The organism is Marinobacter salicampi, from assembly GCF_011074795.1.
In the GTDB taxonomy this organism is placed as follows: Bacteria; Pseudomonadota; Gammaproteobacteria; order Pseudomonadales; family Oleiphilaceae; genus Marinobacter; species Marinobacter salicampi.
Genome location: NZ_JAAMPF010000004.1, coordinates 24308 through 40750 on the forward strand (window position 1 = coordinate 24308; position 16443 = coordinate 40750).

Annotated in this window: 11 protein-coding genes; 3 read left to right on the forward strand and 8 right to left on the reverse strand. The window is 57.1% G+C overall.

Annotated elements, in window-relative coordinates; all coding sequences use genetic code 11:
• Nucleotides 1–54 precede the first annotated feature (54 nt).
• The 7 genes from G7W63_RS01660 to G7W63_RS01690 all read right to left on the reverse strand — a co-directional run bounded on the left by G7W63_RS01660 (nt 55) and on the right by G7W63_RS01690 (nt 8781).
• Entirely contained in the window at nt 55–1440 is a 1386-nt protein-coding gene (locus G7W63_RS01660) for an ATP-dependent Clp protease ATP-binding subunit (RefSeq protein ID WP_166252192.1), read from the reverse strand.
• A 90-nt stretch (nt 1441–1530) separates the two neighbouring features.
• Entirely contained in the window at nt 1531–2937 is a 1407-nt protein-coding gene (locus tag G7W63_RS01665) for a mannose-1-phosphate guanylyltransferase/mannose-6-phosphate isomerase (RefSeq protein ID WP_166252195.1), read from the reverse strand.
• 76 nt (nt 2938–3013) lie between these two features.
• Nucleotides 3014–3727, reverse strand: coding sequence for a THxN family PEP-CTERM protein (locus tag G7W63_RS01670; RefSeq protein ID WP_423202267.1), 714 nt, complete (start codon nt 3725–3727; stop codon nt 3014–3016).
• A gap of 257 nt (nt 3728–3984) precedes the next feature.
• Nucleotides 3985–5709, reverse strand: coding sequence for a sugar phosphorylase (locus tag G7W63_RS01675; RefSeq protein ID WP_166252201.1), 1725 nt, complete (start codon nt 5707–5709; stop codon nt 3985–3987).
• Nucleotides 5710–5724: 15 nt separating this feature from the next.
• Nucleotides 5725–6957 carry a glycosyltransferase family protein gene (locus tag G7W63_RS01680; RefSeq protein WP_166252204.1) on the reverse strand — a complete coding sequence of 411 codons (1233 nt, stop codon included), beginning with the start codon at nt 6955–6957 and terminating at the stop codon, nt 5725–5727.
• A 25-nt stretch (nt 6958–6982) separates the two neighbouring features.
• Nucleotides 6983–7807 (reverse strand): HAD-IIB family hydrolase, encoded by an 825-nt coding sequence (locus tag G7W63_RS01685; RefSeq protein ID WP_166252206.1) that lies wholly within the window; start codon nt 7805–7807, stop codon nt 6983–6985.
• Nucleotides 7804–8781, reverse strand: coding sequence for a hypothetical protein (locus tag G7W63_RS01690; protein WP_242634275.1), 978 nt, complete (start codon nt 8779–8781; stop codon nt 7804–7806). Before G7W63_RS01690 ends, G7W63_RS01685 begins: the two co-directional genes overlap by 4 nt.
• 241 nt (nt 8782–9022) lie before the next feature.
• Between G7W63_RS01690 and G7W63_RS01695 the strand changes: the two genes are divergently transcribed.
• Nucleotides 9023–10474, forward strand: coding sequence for a protein adenylyltransferase SelO (locus G7W63_RS01695; RefSeq protein WP_166252327.1), 1452 nt, complete (start codon nt 9023–9025; stop codon nt 10472–10474).
• 89 nt (nt 10475–10563) lie between these two features.
• On the opposite strand, the gene G7W63_RS01700 is transcribed toward G7W63_RS01695, so the two are convergent.
• Nucleotides 10564–12078: a fumarate hydratase gene (locus G7W63_RS01700; protein ID WP_166252209.1), complete on the reverse strand. Its 1515-nt coding sequence runs from the start codon at nt 12076–12078 to the stop codon at nt 10564–10566.
• 178 nt (nt 12079–12256) lie between these two features.
• Here G7W63_RS01700 and G7W63_RS01705 point away from each other — a divergent pair, with 178 nt between their 5' ends.
• Both G7W63_RS01705 and G7W63_RS01710 read left to right on the forward strand, forming a co-directional pair.
• Nucleotides 12257–13030, forward strand: coding sequence for an enoyl-CoA hydratase (locus tag G7W63_RS01705; RefSeq protein ID WP_207308856.1), 774 nt, complete (start codon nt 12257–12259; stop codon nt 13028–13030).
• Nucleotides 13031–13371: 341 nt separating this feature from the next.
• Nucleotides 13372–16224 carry an MECDP-synthase gene (locus tag G7W63_RS01710; RefSeq protein ID WP_166252215.1) on the forward strand — a complete coding sequence of 951 codons (2853 nt, stop codon included), beginning with the start codon at nt 13372–13374 and terminating at the stop codon, nt 16222–16224.
• Nucleotides 16225–16443 lie beyond the last annotated feature (219 nt).

A 16443-nucleotide genomic window follows, 5' to 3' on the forward strand; every position in this document is an offset into this window, starting at 1 on the left:
GCACCTGAGTGGTTGCGGAACATGATGCCGGCGGCCGTGGCCAACCGCAATAGCTTAACTTGGCATACTGGTGATACCGGTAAGCTCGGCTTGCGCCCTGCTTTCACTGTCCGGAGCCAGTTGCATTCGCTCTGAACGCTCCTGCTCGAACTTGAGGTCGTCCACCGTAACCTGGCGAAGCTCTCCGGCTGCCTGTCGCTCGAGCCAGTCCACTTCCAGAGCTGAGCGCTCGACCGCAAGCTCTTCCAGAGCCGTCTGCAGGGCCGTTACCGAGCGCTGCCGGGCAAGAGCCACCAGCAATTGCCGATGTAGGGTATCGGCTTCACCGCCAAGGCAGCTACTGGCAAGCGGGCCCCGTTCAGCCACCAGGGCGACCCGGGCTGCTGCCCGTGAGACCCAGTCCAGGGCCTGACCCGGAGTCATACCGGACAACGCAGAGGCGGAACCGGCATAACGGAGCGCGGAGTCCGTGAGTTCTACGCCCCACCGTTTCTCTATACCAGGCTGATGAGCCGTCAGAATAGCCAAAAGCTGGGATGCGCCCGCACGAGGCATATGCAGACGGGAAAGGGGGCGGCCCAGCACCTGTTCGAGCCGTGTCACAGATTCAGTATCGCAGTGGGGACTCAGAAGCAGGATAGGGCCGGTATGGCCCGGGAGCATATGCCGGGCGATCCCCTGGCTATCCGCCATCAGCGTTAACAGGTCAGCCGGTGATGTATTGTCCAGAATCAGCAGCGGCGCGGTAATGGCGCCTCTCGTTTCCCATGGCAAGGCCCCAACCCCGGACGCCATGGTTTCCTGTTCCGCGCGCAAGTCCAGGCAGAGAAGCCCCTGCCTCAGGGAGGGAGCCAGGGCGGTCAGCCAGGCGGTCTTGCCGGACCCGCGCGCTCCGGTAAGCCAAACAAGCGCCTTGGGGCGGGCCGATGCCAGGACCGCAATATCTTCCGCCAATTGCAGAAACTCGGACTCCGTCATGACCACAGGAGCCTGGAAGTCGGCGTCTGCCGGAGGCTCCGGAAAGTCTTCACCTTCGGCCGGTGGCCAGTGACTGATCTGCTCCAATACTGCCACGTAGGCTTTACCCGAAAGCCGGTCAGCAGAACAGGTGAGACTTTGCAGAAGCACAGGCCAGTCCAGCCAGGGTTCGCTGCATAATTCCCGGCTCAGGGCGAACCAGTACTGCAACTGGGGGGCAAGCAGGCCGTCACTGTTAACCTGGGTCACAATGGGCTGCTCACACTGGATTGTACGCACCAGTTCATCAAGATCGATGCCCTGCCTGCGCAGAAAACCGGTGGTCGAGGGCTCCCCTTCAACAAGTGCAAGCAGAAAATCTTCTACCGTAATAGCACTGCCGCCGCGCTCAAGTACGCTGGCACGTGCTTGTTGAAGCGCAGTCTGACAGCGGGGACTCAGGCATCCTTGCCAGTCTTCCATGGTCGTTCCTTGTCCAGTTTCAAGTTCTGGCCGCCATCCTGGCAGCCTGTTTCATGTGATGGCAACGGGGCACCCGTTGCCAAGCCTCGGTCACACCCGATTATAGGTATCCTGATACCGGACAATGTCATCTTCGCCCAAATAACTGCCGGTCTGAACTTCGATCAGCTCGAGCGGAATGACCCCCGGGTTATTCAATCGGTGAGTCACCCCCAACGGAATATAGGTGGACTGATCTTCCGTCAGCATCAGCTCTTCTTCGCCACGGGTAACGATCGCCGTACCCTTTACTACGACCCAATGCTCAGCCCGGTGATGATGTTTCTGCAAGGACAGGGAGGCACCCGGGTTCACCGTAATATGCTTGACCTGAAAGCGTCCGCCATTGGCGATACCCTCGTAGGTACCCCAGGGGCGATGCACTTTCTTGTGGAAACGGTGTTCCGACCGGCCCTGGGCCTTGACCTGAGCCACCAGCTTTTTGACATCCTGCACCCGACTCCGGTCTGCGACCAGAACCACATCATCGGTTTCCACAATCACATGATCGCTGATTCCCAGAGCCGCAATCAGGCGTCCTTCGGAATGTATATAAGAACCCGAGACGTCCTCGATGATCACATCTCCTCGACAGACGTTGCCGTCTTTATCCTGGGGCTGGATGTCCCACAGCGCGGACCAGGAGCCAACGTCACTCCAGCCGGCATCCAGCGGCACCACCACGGCATCGCGGGTTTTTTCCATGACGGCATAGTCAATTGAGTCATCGGGACACGCCTTGAAGGCCTCGGCACCCACCCGGACAAAGTCCAGATCGCTCTGCCGATCGGTGTAGGAAGCCTGGCAGGCTTTAAGCATCTCAGGCTGATGCTTGGCCAGCTCTTCCAGATAGCGGTCGGCCCGGAACAGGAACATGCCGCTGTTCCAGAAATAGCCCCCGGTGCTCAGATAGTCCCTGGCTGTGGCTTCGTCAGGCTTCTCGACAAACGCGGCGACCTCCGCATATCCGTTGCTCTGAGCCCCAGCGCGAATATAGCCATAACCCGTATGGGGCGTTTCAGGCACGATTCCAAAGGTCACCAACTTACCGGCGCGGGCAGCCTTTGAGCCTTTTTCAACGGCCACACGGAAGGCCTTCTGGTCCCGCAATACGTGGTCAGAAGGCATGACCAGCAAGAGCTCCTCGGGATTGTTCTCCGAAACGGCCAGGGCTGCCAATGCGATCGCAGGCGCGGTGTTGCGCCCCACCGGTTCCAGCAGGATGCCCGCCACCCGCCCAACCGCCTGGGCCTGAAGGTGTGCAGCCACCACAAACCGATGGTCCTCGTTGGTAATGGCCATGACCCGGGTGTCTTCGGACAGAGCCAGACCACGGGTGATCGTTTCTGCCAACAGGGTTTCGTCAGATACAACGGGCAGGAACTGCTTAGGGTAAGCTTCCCTGGAAAGCGGCCAGAGGCGGGTTCCGGACCCGCCCGAAAGGATCACTGCTAGCATGGTTCATCCTTGGGTAAAACGTTTCGCGAATTCTAACCCAAAGCCCCGACAATGTCCTCTGCGCGGCCCGGTTGGTTCAGTCCCGCTTGTTCGACCGGCGGGCGGCAATAGCCATGCCGACCAGCCCCAGGCCCAGGAGGGCCAGAGTGGCGGGCTCAGGCACCTGGCGGGCTGACAGACGTGCAAGGAGGTCAATGGACGTCACGGACTTTTCAGCGGTGTAAAACGCCTGCGTGCCGTTTGCGAAACCGATGAGTTCCAGGCTGTAAAGGGTACCCTCAAAAGAGAAGCTGGCGTTCGACGCAACCGCCTGGTCAAAGGTTACAGCGTCGTCAACGGGGCCATTACGAAGATCGCCGAAGACCCAGCAGTGGCCGAACAAACAGAACTGAAGCGGATTGGAAGCGGTATTGGGCGTCTCTATGTGAGAAAAGCTGAACACCCCGCCTGCCGTATGGCTGCCCTCAAAACCCAGCTCCACATTCAGATCCACGCTGACGAGCGAATCGCCGGTCACAGGCGCGTTGATATGGGAGAAAGTGCCGAGGGTAAAAGCCTGATCGTCAGAGATCGTAATAGGACTCGTCCCGAAAAAGTCATAGCCGCTCTGAGCGCTATAATGGTCCGGTATTCCCCAGCGGATTGACGATGTGCCTTCACCGCTGACCTGTCCGCCAGAGGCATTGCCGAATGAGCCGGAGATGGACTCCAGATTCACTGGAAACGCTGCCACACCAGTAGCGGCTGCGAGAATCAGACTGCTAACGAGTACTTTCAATGCTGGGTTCATAAGAGGTTCTACCGCGACAGCTAGCTCACTCGGAGCATGAAATAGTTATCACGCCAGAAAGCCAATATAATGCCATTAATAAATATTCATAAATTTATCAGTAGCTTAAATATACACAGACAATGGCTATGTATATTTTTCTGACACAATTTTATTCCCGAGCCTCATGAATGTGCCATTAATGGCGTACAAGCTATCAGGTTGCAATACGGCGCACCCCCATCCCGGACAGACTGGCAAAGCGCTCTCGAGACACTTCAATTGGATAACCAGACACTCTGGTAGGGCTGCAGTGTCAATGTTCCGGAGAAGTCCGTGATCACCTCGCCGGAAATCAGGTCGTGCCAGTCATCGGTTCCGATCAGGTTGATGTCGGTCAGCGCCACTTGCTGGACTTCGTCACTGATATTGTGGATGCAAAAGACCGACTGGTCTCTGCGAACGCTCTGACGCCAGAAGCCGAATATTTTCAGGCCCAGGTGCAGGGTGAACTGGGTAGCATTGGGATGAAATGCACTCTGCTTGCGACGAATGGTAATCAGCTGCTTGAGACGGCTGAAGACCTCCCGGTGCCGGCTTTTGGGATCGCTTAGTTCCCTGTCCAGCTTGTCCGTGTCCCACTGGCCCCGATTGATGGAGCGCAGTCGTCCTGTGTGCTCTGCCCGGGCATAGTCGTTTTCCGTCCCCAGAAGACTGTGAATGTAGATTGCCGGGATACCTTCCAGGGCAAGCATGATCGCATGGGCGCAGATGAAGCGTTCCATCTGCCATTGGTCAGGGCCGTGCTCTGCGGTGCCCTTGAGCGCATCAAACAGGGTCAGATTCATTTCATAGGGCTGCTCGGTACCGGCCTCTGTACGCCGGTACGACACCTTGCCACCGAACCGCTCCATGGCAAGCACCAGCTCCTGCTTCTCGGCTTCGTTGAGAAGGCCGTCGGTGGGCCGCAGACCGATGCCGTCATGGGATGCGATGAAGTTCAGGTAGGTGGTACCCATCTGGGCCGGAGGCATGCTCATTAACCAGGTTTTAAGATGACGGCAATTGCCGGTCACCAGGGTCTGGATCAGCAGGGGTGGCAGTGAAAAGTTATAGATCACATGAGCTTCGTTGGCATTGCCCAGGTAGGTTAGGTTTTCACGGTTGGGCACATTGGTCTCGGTAATAACGACCGCGTCCGGGCTGTGGTGTTCAATCAGAAGCCGCAGGATCTTGATCAGCTCATGGGTCTGCTGCAGGTGGATACAGGGGGTGCCCACTTCTTTCCAGAGAAACGCCACAGCGTCCAGCCGGAAGATAATGATGCCTCGGGCCAGATACTCGCGAATGATATGAACAAACTCGAGCAAAACCTGGGGGTTGGCGAAATTCAGGTCGACCTGGTCCTCACTGAATGTACACCACACATGACGTTCGCCGTCTGCCGTCTGAACCGGAGTCAGCAGGGGTGATGTACGCGGGCGCACCACTGCGCTCAGGTCGTCATCCGGATTACCTTCAAAGAAGTAGTCCTTGCCCGGGTCGAGCCGCTTCTTGTAGTTGTCAAACCATCGGCTGCGGGCAGACATGTGGTTGACCACAAGATCTGCCATCAACTTGAAGTCGTCGGCAATATTCTGAATGTCTTCCCAGGTACCGTGGGATTCGTTCACCGCCAGATAGTCCATCACGGAAAAACCGTCATCGGAACTGAACGGGAAGAAAGGCAGGATGTGGACGCCAGTCAGGGTGTCCTGCAGGTGATCATTCAGGAACCGCCTCAGGGTGACCAGCGGCTTTTCACCTTCCTGACGAATGGAGTCCGCGTAGGTGATGATCAGCACATCACCTTCGTCCCAATTGTTCTGGTGAGCCGGCGGTGGTGGCGTGTCCGGCCGCAGGCCCATGGTGTCGATCAGCTGAATGGCAAGCCGCCGGTTATCGACGTCGGTATAAACCACGTCGAGCATGCCTGCGAGCTTGCCCACCAAATCCTGTGACATCACTGCTACTCCGTCTTACCGCTGATAATGACTGTGTTCCTGGTTGTCTGCCTCGACTGCTTCCATGACCTGTTCCATTATGCCAGGGATCGCGCTCTCTACCCGGCTCCAGCTCGGAATAAACGGCGTTTCCATGGGGTTATCCAGAAAATAGGCCCCCGCACGCATCACGTTCTGGGCAAAAAGTTCAACCGCCTGCTCTTCCTTATGGCGATCATAGGTCAGCCCGTTGATCGCTGCATCACTCTGGTAGGTTTCAATAAAATCCAGCGCTACGCGATAGTACGCCGCCTTGATGGTCCTGAATTTTTCATTGGAAAATACTTCACCGTTGGTGGCCAGTTTCCGGAACAGGGCCTTGCTGATGTCGGTACTCATCTTTGACAGGCCCTGGTCGGCGTCCTCCGGGGACAGGTCCTGGTGCTTGTGATCGTAGGTATCGGCAATGTCGACCTGGCACAGACGGTTGGTTGCATAGTTCCGTTTCATCTCCGACAGCACCCCCACCTCCAGGCCCCAGTCGCTGGGTATGCGCAGGTCCCGTATGACGTCGGTCCGGAAGGAAAACTCGCCCGCAAGCGGATACCGGAAGCTGTCCAGGTAGTTCAGAAAATCATTGGGTCCACAGACTTTTTTCAGGGCCCGAAGTAACGGTGTTACCAGCAGCCGACAGACCCGTCCGTTAATTTTGCCATCGGCTACCCGGGCGTAATAGCCCTTGCAGAACATGTAATGGAAGCCCGGGTGGGCCACCGGGTAGATAAGGCGGGCCACCAGATCCCGGGAGTAGGTGAGAATGTCACAGTCATGCAAGGCGACAGCCTCCGACTTGTCTGCAGCCAGCACGTAGCCAAAGCAGTACCAGACGTTACGACCCTTGCCCAACTCTTCAGGTGCCAGGCCCCTCTCCCGCAGGCTCTTATCAATGGCCTGCATCCGGGGTCCGTCATTCCAGATGACCCGGACGTGCTGGGGCAGCTCGGCAAAATATTCGAGGGCGTGACGGTACTGGGCCTCGTCCGCGCGATCCAGCCCCACCACGATCTGCTCAAGATAGGGCACTTTCGCCAGTTCGTGGACAATATTCTTCAGCGCGGGCCCCTCAAGTTCCGAGTAGAGCGAAGGCAGGACCAGAGCCATGGGGCGGGTCTTGCGAAAGCGCATCAGTTCCCGCTCCAGGTCTTCCACCGGGCGTCGACTGAGGTTGTGAAGGGTTGTTATGATTCCGTTCTGGTAAAAGTCTCCCATAGCCTTCCTCGCTTGGTGGTTGCGGTCAGTAACCCTTGCCGGCAAGAATGGTCAGTACGCACTCATTCCAGCCCTGCGGACCTTTCCGGTCGGAGTACATCACATTGTCCTGGTCGGACAACATCAGGCGCTCAGGGGCAGCAGCGCGAATGACCACGCCAATGTCCGCCGCTTCCAGCATCTGGCGATCGTTGGGGCTGTCGCCCAGGGCCACGGAGGTGACCGGTTCGCCGTAGAATTCCTGGTAGCGACGAGTCAGGTAGCGCATGGCCTGGGCCTTATCGTAAGGACCCATCACATGCTGGAAGCGCCCCCCCTTGACCAGCCTCAGCCCGCGCTCTTCCAGGGCCTGCCGGAAACCTGACATATCGATGCCATTACCTCTCCACACCAGGGGTTCAGTAGCCAGGCGCTGCTTCGCCAGAGCCGCTACCGAAGGCGTCAGATCGGCGTATTCGGCCAGCTGCTCTGCGGTCATATCCTCAAAGCCGTCGAACACGTAGCCTTGCGCCCGTAGTTCGGCCAATACGGCCAGAATCTCTGAGCGGGGCGCGGCGAAGCTGACCGTCTCATCCTCACCCTCATCTACACCGTCACCCCCCTTATGTGCGAAATAACCAGCCGGAATCACCGCAGCAGCGCCATTTTCAACGATGTAGGGGTCGGTGTTGCCCATCTCGCTTCGGAGTGCATTTAACTCCGCTGCGGTCTTACTGGAGTTCAGTACTACCGGTACCTGGGATTGCCTGAGTTTCTCCAGCGCCGGCCTGGCCGGTGTCCAGTCGTAGGTGTCATGGTCCAGCAGGGTACCGTCAAGGTCGGTAAAGATAATCAGTCTTGGTCGTGTCATCTCAACCAGTCTCCTTCGAGTTGGTCATGTAGCCGTTGTGCCTTGATCTGATGGTCCTGGTCTATTTCCAGCACAACATCGGCACGGGCTGGCATTTCAGCCAGGCAGCGGCGAGTGATCCGCTCGTAGTGCATGATGAAGCGGGCCAGCTCGTTGGGGTCCATGACCTTCCGGACTGGCTTGCCGCCCTCTTCCGGTGCACTGCCCAGTTTCTGGGCGAGTTTATGCTCCTGCAGGGTGCGCCAGCGTACAACGCTCTCCATGGACGGCGCCTTGAGCATGATCAGCCTGTCGATCTGGTCGACGAACCAGGCGTAGGGCCCCCAGAGCTGATCATTCACATATTGCCGCCACAAGCCGTCCTGATCTTCGTATTTCTCAAGCTTGTTCAAAGGCCTGGCTAACCGTTCGGGATCATGTTCAGGCTTGGCGCCCAGACACCAACCCTCGATAAGAATCACCCGGGCCGGCCCCTTGAAAACCGGCCATTCATGTTTAGGCACGCGATCGTCAATGGCTTTGTCAAAGGCTGGGATGGGCGTTTCATGGCTCGGGTCATCAACCAGTAGGCCATCGATAACCTGTTGGCCCAGAAGAAGGTCATGGGTGCCGGGCACGCCCCGGGTCAATAACAGGGGGTGAATGCTCGCAGCCAGACCTTCCCGCTCGGCCCGGGTAAGGTAGATATCATCCAGGGAAAAACGGGCGCAGGGACAATCGTGGGCTTCGTTAAGCAAACTCTGCAGAAACAATGCCACGGTAGACTTGCCCGTACCCTGGGCACCGTTAAGGCCCAGGATCAGTGGTCTATCAAGAGCCTGTTGCCAGGCTGCGACCCGGCTCGCCAGTGGCACTAGGTAGGTCTCGATATTGGCCTGATACGAGGGCGGCAGGGCCTCCTGGCGAATAAGGTCGGTAATCCGTTGAGCCGCTTGCGGTGATAGTTCTGATGGTTGTGATCGTTCTGCTGGCACGCTCAGTCTCCTGATCCACGTTCATGTGGCGGCGGTGCTTTGCTGTTCTTCAGTTTTTGAACAATACAACTGCAGTTTCTGTACCAATACAGCGTTCACCAGGTCAGGCTGGGGTGACACGCCGTAAACCCGGCTGACCTGGGTTGTCTTTGGACAGTCTGACACAATAAAACGTATAGGAAATCAGTAAAGAAACGACAGGGGTCCGGATAGGCGGGCCGAACATGATCAAGGAGCGAAGATTCTGGCTGACTATCAAATCGAACACCGGTACCTGGAACTGCCCGACGCCTTTTACAGCCGGGTGCAGCCCACACCCCTGCACAATGCACGCATGGTCTGCTTCAACACCGGTCTGGCCGCAGACATGGGGTTCCATATCGGAGATACCGAGCAATGGACGGCCATCGGTGCTGGCCGGGAACTTCTTGAGGGCATGGACCCTGTGGCCATGAAATACACCGGCCACCAGTTCGGCATGTACAACCCGGACCTGGGGGATGGCCGTGGCCTTCTGTTATGGGAGACCATTGGCCCCGATAACCGGCGCTGGGACTGGCACCTGAAGGGTGCCGGTCAGACACCCTACTCCCGGTTCGGCGACGGCCGTGCGGTCCTGAGATCAACCATCAGGGAATACCTGTGCAGCGAGGCCATGCATTTCCTTGGGATTCCCACCACCCGCGCCCTGTTCATGGTCAGTGCCCGGGACCCGGTGCGCCGGGAATCCATTGAAACCGCCGCCACCCTTATGAGGGTCGCCCAGAGTCACATCCGCTTCGGTCACTTCGAGTTTGCTGTCGACACTGGCGGCCGGGACACCCTCCAAAACCTTGCTGATCACGTCATCAAGCTCCACTTCAGCCACCTGCAAAGCCTGGCTGACGACGAGCGCTACCGGCGCTGGCTGACCGAGGTTGTCCAGCGTACCGCCCGGCTGGTGGCGGACTGGCAGACGGTCGGCTTCTGCCATGGCGTGATGAACAGCGACAATATGTCTATCATTGGCGACACCTTTGATTTCGGCCCCTACGCCTTCCTGGATGACTTCGATGCCGGGTATATCTGCAACCACACCGACGACGGTGGCCGTTATGCCTACAACCGGCAGCCGGAGATAGGCTTTATCAACTGTCAGTATCTCGCTCGGGCGCTATTGCCATTGATGGGTGAGGACAGTGTTTTGGAGGCGTTAAGGAGTTACGAGAAGGCCTATAACGAGCATTTTCTGCAAACCATGCGGAAAAAACTGGGGCTGGCGCTCGAACAGGATAAAGACATCGACCTGATCATGGAAACCTTCAGCATGCTCCATGAGCATCACATCGACTACACCCTGTTTTTCCGGGCGCTGGCCCGACTTCCGTCCAACGGGAGCGGCCCGGTCCGGGACCTGTTCGTTGACCGGACGGTGGCGGACCAGTGGCTGGAAACCTACCAGGCGCGACTGGACACGGAGACGCGAACCGCCCACGAGCGGGAAAAGGCCATGTGTGCAATCAACCCCAAGTACATCCTGCGCAACTACCTGGCCCAGGAAGTGATTCAGGATGCCCAGACCGGCAATTACGATCCACTCCATAAGCTACTGGAGGTTCTTAAATACCCCTTCGACGAGCAGCCTGACAACGAGCGCTATGCTGCCCTGCCTCCGGACTGGGGCAAGCACCTGAATATCAGCTGTTCGTCATGAGACTGGACATGGGCTATATCAGGCGCGCGAAAACCTACGATCGCCCAATAAAAAACGGGGCCGAAGCCCCGTCTTTCCAATCGTCCGGTTTACACCGCCTTGGCAGCGATGATCTTGTCGTGCCATTCGGCGGGGCCGGTCTGATGAACCGATGAGCCTTTGGAGTCCACTGCCACGGTGACCGGCATGTCTTCCACCTCGAACTCATAGATGGCTTCCATCCCCAGTTCCTCGAAGGCCACCACTTCGGCTTTCTTGATCGCCTTGGACACCAGATAGGCGGAACCGCCCACAGCCATCAGGTAGACCGCGCCAAACTCGCGAATGGCGTCGATGGCGACCTGGCCCCGTTCGGCCTTGCCGATCATGCCGGTCAGGCCGGTCTTTTCCAGCATCGTGCGGGTGAACTTGTCCATGCGGGTTGCGGTCGTCGGCCCGGCTGGCCCGACCACTTCCTCGCGTACGGGGTCCACCGGCCCCACGTAATAGATGAAGCGGCCTTTCATGCTTACCGGCAGCTCTTCGCCACGTTCGATCATGTCGACCATCTTCTTGTGGGCCGCATCACGCCCGGTCAGCATCTTGCCCGAAAGCAGAACCGTCTCGCCCGGCTTCCAGTCCTTGACGTCTTCGGGAGTCACAGTGTCGAGATTTACCCTGCGAACGCTGTCACCCACTTCCCAGGTGATCTCCGGCCAGTCTTCCAGGCTCGGCGGCGTCTGCAGTGACGGACCAGTGCCATCCAGCACAAAGTGCGCGTGACGAGTGGCTGCACAGTTGGGGATGATAGCCACCGGCTTGTTGGCAGCGTGGGTGGGGTAATCCTTCACTTTCACATCCAGCACCGTGGTCAGGCCGCCCAGGCCCTGGGCTCCGATGCCCAGATCGTTGACCTTGTCGAACAGCTCCAGACGTAGCTCCTCGGCCCGGTTGGAGGCGCCCCGGGCCTGCAGGTCATGAATATCGATTGGTTCCAGCAGGGATTCCTTTGCCAGCTCCATGGCCTTCTCAGCGGTACCGCCGATACCGATGCCCAGCATACCGGGCGGGCACCAGCCAGCGCCCATCTGGGGTACCATCTTCAGAACCCATTCCACAACGGAATCCGACGGGTTCAACATGGCAAACTTGGACTTGGCTTCCGAGCCGCCGCCTTTAGCTGCAACATGGACATCAACGGTGTTACCGGGCACGATCTTGTAGTGAATAACAGCAGGCGTGTTGTCCTTGGTATTGGCGCGTTTGCCGTCCGGATCCGCCAGCACGGAAGCACGAAGGACATTGTCAGGATGCATATAGGCCCGGCGCACCCCTTCATTAATGATGTCGTCCAGGGCCATATCCGCGTCCCACTGCACATCCATGCCCACGGTTACGAATACGGTCACGATGCCGGTGTCCTGGCAGATCGGGCGCTTGCCCTGGGCACACATGCGGGAGTTGATCAGAATCTGTGCCATCGCATCCTTGGCCGCCTGGGACTCTTCCCTCTGGTAGGCTTCATACACAGCCTGGATAAAATCCTTGGGATGGTAATACGAGATAAACTGAAGCGCGTCCGCTACGCTCTCAATCAGGTCGTCCTGGCGGATTATGGTGGTCATAGGCGTCTCATCAGGGTTATATCGGAATTATGGGTGGCCAAAAAATCTGGGTGAGTTTACCAGAAATTCGCCCCGGGCCGAATTTCATCGCGACCAATGGCTACCTATCTATTACCCTGTATCCCGTTTTCCGAAAACCACACGCCGCTATAAAGGCGCAATAAAAAGGAGCCCTTCGTTGAGCAGCCTCATTACTACTGAAAAACAGAACCACACGCTGGTCGTGCGACTCAACCGGCCCGACCGCAAGAACGCCCTCACCCGGAAGATGTACTCCGCCCTGGCGGATGCCCTGGATAACGGTCATCAGGACAGCGAGGTTCGTTGTTTCCTTTTTACCGGCAATGCCGAATGCTTTACCGCGGGAAATGACCTGGGGGAATTTTCTGCGGGACTACGCGACGAATTTCGGGCCTCCCCGGTAGGCCGCTTTCTGTTTGGTCTTGCCAACGCCACCAAGCCCGTAGTGGCCGCCGTCAATGGCCCTGCGGTAGGCATCGGTACCACCATGCTGCTGCATTGCGACCTGGTTCTGGCTGGCACCAACACCCGCTTCCAGATGCCCTTCGCCAACCTCGGTCTTTGCCCGGAAGGTGGATCTAGCCTGCTGCTACCCGCCTGGCTTGGCCGCGTGCGTGCGGCGGAACTGCTGATGCTCGGAGGGGCCTTCGATGCCAGCGAAGCCCTTCGTCTTGGGCTGATCAACCGGGTCTGTGAGCCTGACGAAACCGAAACGACCGCCCTGGCCCTCTGCCAGCAGCTGGCCGCCCAGCCCCCGGCTGCCATCCGGGCCACCAAGGATCTGCTGAACCGCTCCAGCCTGAAGGCCCTTGAAGCCACCATGCTGGAGGAAGGTGAACTCTTTGGCGAAAGGCTGAAATCCCCGGAAGCTGCCGAAGCATTCAAGGCCTTTGCCGAGAAACGCAAACCCGACTTTTCAGGCTTTAGCTGAGCCTTTCTGTGACCGGCTCCGGGGAATGTAAAATAAACCGCAGGTTAGCCCCGGAGCACTCGACAAACGTCGGAGAGCCAACTATTTTTGAGGGAACCCCTGAAGCCGTTCCTTCAGAGCACCCCGAGGACCACCTTGCCATCGCTACACCCGTGAGAATCACACTTTAGAGCGATAAACAGGTTCCTTTATCTTTCGCTATAGTCAGAGTGATAGAAAAAGTGGCTAAGAGCGCTGGCCAAGATCAAGAATAACCGGCCTCTGACAACGGGCTTACCGGCTGGCTCCGGCCCCGTCAGAAGCCGCCTATAACGATACAACAACAGGAAAGGGTTCCACCCATGTTCAAGAAAACTCTAATAAGCCTTGCCGTGGCGTCCTCACTTGGGCTGACCGGCTGTTTTAGTGATGGGGATACCGGGGCGAATGCGAACCCGGAATATAAGATTACTGATACGACCTATGATAAGAGCCTGGTTCGGCCACTTTACAACCCGAACCCGATCGCAAATGATCCGCCAGCACAGTTCCCGGTCAACTCGGACCTGATCCTCCTGCTGGGTGCGACTCAAAGTGCCAACTTTGACTTTACCGGCACCTCTGCAGGCAGCTCTCCGGCAGACGATGCAATCAACCGGCTTTCAGGATTTTCTACCTCCGGCGCATTCAGCCAGAAATTCAGCGGCGAACTGAACCCTGACTCGGTCATGGCTAATACCACCGTTTTCCTTGTACCTCTGAATGTGGATCCGGTGCTAGAGAGGGCGCCAGAAGCTCTGCCTAACACGAACCCATCCAGCATAGTTTCCGATAACCCGTTCCTGAGCGACGAGGGCCTACAGCCCAAATTTCGTGCTGATGTTGTGAGTCTTGATGGTGGTGTAAACAATGCGATTCGCGTTGTGCCCCTTCAGCCACTGATCGAAGGGCAGAAGTACCTTGTTATTGTGACCGACGATGTACAGGGCGCGAACGGTAAGCCTATTGCCCGGTCCATTCAGGATCTGGAAATTGCAGATGGCACACTAGGCAACGCTGCGCTGGAAAACGTTAAGAATATTCTGGAAAGCTCTGACGCCCTTGGCAATGGCTTCCTGGCAGTGATGGGTGTTGAGGCTGAGTCCGCCCTTTCCTATTCCTTTACTACCAATGCAGACACCGAAGTTTTGAAGGCGATGATGGCGCCAGCGGCATATGGCCAGGCGCTTGGGGAGAAAGTGGGCTTTACAGCACAGTTGAAGGCGGTGAGAGATAATTTCCCCGCGCTGAATTTCTCGCAGCTAACGACAAAACTGGGCGATCTTTCTGAAAAAGCAGGCAAACTTGAGGCTAGGCAGCTCAACCCCGCAACGCTGACGGCAGCTGAACTGGCGGCCATCACCAGACTTGGTGAGCTTCAGAAAATTACGCTGCCTGCGAACATTGAAGCTGCAATCACTGGTGAAGTTGGTAAATCTTTGCATTTACCTGTTCCCAGGCCCTCTTTTTTCTCTTCGCCTACGCCTGCCAGTGGCTTGGCCACCATTGAAGGGTTAGCTGCCCAAAACCCCAACAACCCTATTGTAATAGCCGCTGACGGGGTGCGTGTTTCGCAAGGTGCTATCGCTTTGCCATATTTTCAATCGCTCCCAGGCTCAGATGGTACAGGCCTTTCAACCGGCAGGTTTGAAGGCAGCACAAGTTTGGAAGCCGGAATCAGTGAATCTCTGGAGCCCGGCGTTGATACCTTCCGCTTTCTAAGAGATACCGACGGCGCGCTCAACGTGAACGGCTACTTCCCGTTCCCAGAGCAGAAAGCAACAACTACCGTGCCGGTCGTGGCATTCCACCCAACTTCAGACAATACGAATTGCACGGTAACCGGTGAACCCGAAGGCGTGACTATATTCCAGCATGGCATTACGGTTGACCGCAGTGTTTCAATGCTTCCAGGAATTTTACTAGCCAACCAGTCCTGCCAGGTTGTGATTGCAATAGATCAGCCTCTACATGGCCTTGCTGGTGCTACGGCGGGTCTTATTCCGGGTCTTACGCCACTGTCGGAGGCATCGCTTACTGCGGCAATACAACCATTTCTTGGCCTCAGCGAGGCACTTGACGATCAGCTCAACGCGCTGATCAGCGCTGACTACGTCGGTGAGCGTCACTTCAATTACACTGCTAACGCACAGCAGCAGCCGGTCTCGGCTGATCTTGCAGACGTTGAATCGGGTAGTCTGTTCATTAATCCGTCCAACATGCTTAACAATCGGGATAACCTTCGTCAAGGCGTTGTCGATCTATTGAACGTGGCTGCATCTGTGCAAACCATGGGCATCACTGGACCGACAAATTCAGGCGAACTTGCAGGCTTGGATCTTCACTTTGTGGGCCATTCGCTCGGCGGAATTTCCGGTACGACGTTTGCGTCACTGGTTAACGACCCCACACTGAATGCAACCTTGAAGGGTACCTACCAGGCGGCTGGCGCTCCCCTGGACTCGCTTACCTTTCCAACACTGTCCACAGTGGTGTTGCATAACACTGGAGGACAGTTAACTCGCCTGATTGAGAACTCTCCGGCTTTCTCAAGCTCAATCATTGGGGGGCTGGCTGCGGCCGGCGTAAATCAGGGTACGGCTAACTTTGAGAATTTCCTCTATGTGTTCCAGTCGGTTGTTGATGCGACGGATCCGGTGAACTTCGCCAAATCCCTTGGTGGCTCAACGAACAATATCCTGATTAGCGAAGTAATTGGTGACTCAACCGTGCCGAACGAAGCAAACGTTAACCCACTGGGTGAAGCATTCTCTGCACCGCTTGCATCCACTGAGCCTCTGATGGCATTGATTGATCTGGGTGCTGATGGAGGTACGCTGGCAGACGGTGCGGGGCTTAACCTGGTTGAGGCGGGTTCTGCAGCAGGCGAAGGCGCATTGCCAGCAGCATCGTTCTTTGAAGGCGCCAATCCATGCACAGATGCCAATCACGGCACGTTTGTCGGACCAGCAACACAGCCGGATCCTGAAGATGCGCAATGCCCTGGCGGCTCAAACACCATCCCGGCCTTCTCAGAGATGGTTCGGCAGACTATCCTAGCCATCGCTGGCGTTCCGGTTCTGACAACAACAAGCCCGGCTCCAGAAGACGCTGCAAACCTGTCAGTATTGGGCGAGAGCGATACTCTTGAGAGCGCACTGGATCAAGACGAATAACTCGAGCTGAAACTTGAAAGCCCCGGTTCGCCGGGGCTTTTTTTGCCTCGCGTTTGCCTCAATGAAATACCGGCTAGGCTCCACATGACTACCAATCAGGCCCAAGGCTCGGGATAATGGCTCTAGCTTGGTGTATTCGCCCTCTCAAAGCATGTGCCCACCAATTACTGCTGTCTTTTAACACCGCTAGGCCCTGGAGCTAGGCAGGGCATAGTCCTG